Below are 1,502 nucleotides of genomic sequence, written 5' to 3' on the forward strand. Positions count from 1 at the left end.
CGGAGGTCCCAGTCAGGTTCTCCACATTGGCGATCGTGCCCAGCGAGAAGCTGGCCAGCGCGGTCCAGATCGTGTCGATGCCCTCGCCCACGGCTTCGACGACACTGTCGCCAAGACTGTCGACCACATAATCGTCGTCGCCACCTTCACCGGTGAGGATATCGTCGCCGAGCCCGCCGTCGAGCAGGTCGTTGCCGGTGCCCCCGTTCAGAAGATCGTTCCCGGCGCCGCCGATCAGTGTGTCATCACCGGCAAGGCCCAGAAGCGTGTCGTCACCGCCTTCGCCGTTCAGCGTGTCGTTCTGGCTGCTGGCCTGGAGCAGGTTGTTGCTGGAGTTGCCGATCAGCGTGATCGCGACATTGGCCCAGCTCCAGATGTTTTCGATCCCGCTCCAGGTGCCCTGGAAGGCGCCGCCGTCAAAGGAATAGCCCTGATCGACATCGATGATCCGCGGCGGCGACGTGAGGGTGCCGGAATAGCCATCGGTCAAGAGATCAACCGTATCGCTGCCGGCGCCGCCGCTCACGATGGCGGAGCCGGCGCTATTCATCTGGAACCGGTCGTCGCCATCGCCGCCGTCGAAGATCGTGCCGCTGCCGCTGTCGATCAACACATCGTTTCCGGCCCCGCCGATCAGCGTGTCGGTCCCGCCGCCGCCGGTGATCGTGTCATTGCCGGCAGCGCCGTTCAGGACGTTGGCATTGCCATCGCCGGTGATCGTGTCGGCCAACTGGCCCCCCACCACATTCTCGATCGAGGTGAGGTGCGCAAAGGTTGTGCCGCCGATATTCGCAGTGCCGAGGCTGAGGTCGATGACCCAGTTGTCGAACGTGCTGTAGGACCAGTCGCCGGTATCCACGCCAGCGCCGCCGTCCATGATCTCGTCCGGGCCGCCAAAGCCCTGGATCAGCGTGTCGTTGCCGGCGCCGCCATACAGCGTGTCTGTCCCCGCACCGCCGTCGATGACATCGTCGCCGGCGCCGCCGTTGAGAATATTGGCCCCGCTCGTACCGATAATAGTATCGTTCAGGCTGCCGCCGATGACATTCTCGAAGTTGAGCAGGTCGTACATCGTGCCCGCCCCGCCCCATTGGTAAAAGCCGCCAGCAAGGTCGAACAGCGCGCTCAGCGAAGTGATCCCGCTGAAGTCGGCCGTGTCGGTGCCGGTGCCACCATCCAGCTGGTCCGAGCCTTCGCCTTGGACCACCACCAGTATGTCGTTCCCGGCATCGCCGAAGAGCAAGTCGCCGGAGCCGGCGCCCCCGGTGATCCAGTCATTGCCGTCTCCGCCGTGAACCGAATCGACGTCGTTGCCGCCGTAGAGGCTATCGTTGCCGGTGCCGCCGATCAGCGTATCGTTGCCGTCGAAACCGTAGATCGCGTCATTGCCGCCGCCGCCGTCGAGCGTGTTGGCCGAGTTGTTGCCGTAGATGACTTCGTTGCCGGCGCCGCCGACCGCATTTTCAATGACCGTCCCCGGCGCGATCGACAGGTTCCCGATC

Annotated in this window: 1 pseudogene; it reads right to left on the reverse strand. The window is 64.4% G+C overall.

What is annotated here, in order from left to right:
- Positions 1-1,502 (reverse strand): annotated as a pseudogene (locus QO033_RS25205) (hypothetical protein); the annotation flags it as partial.

It is taken from the genome of Pseudodonghicola flavimaris (assembly GCF_030164425.1).
Classification (GTDB): Bacteria; Pseudomonadota; Alphaproteobacteria; order Rhodobacterales; family Rhodobacteraceae; genus Pseudodonghicola; species Pseudodonghicola flavimaris.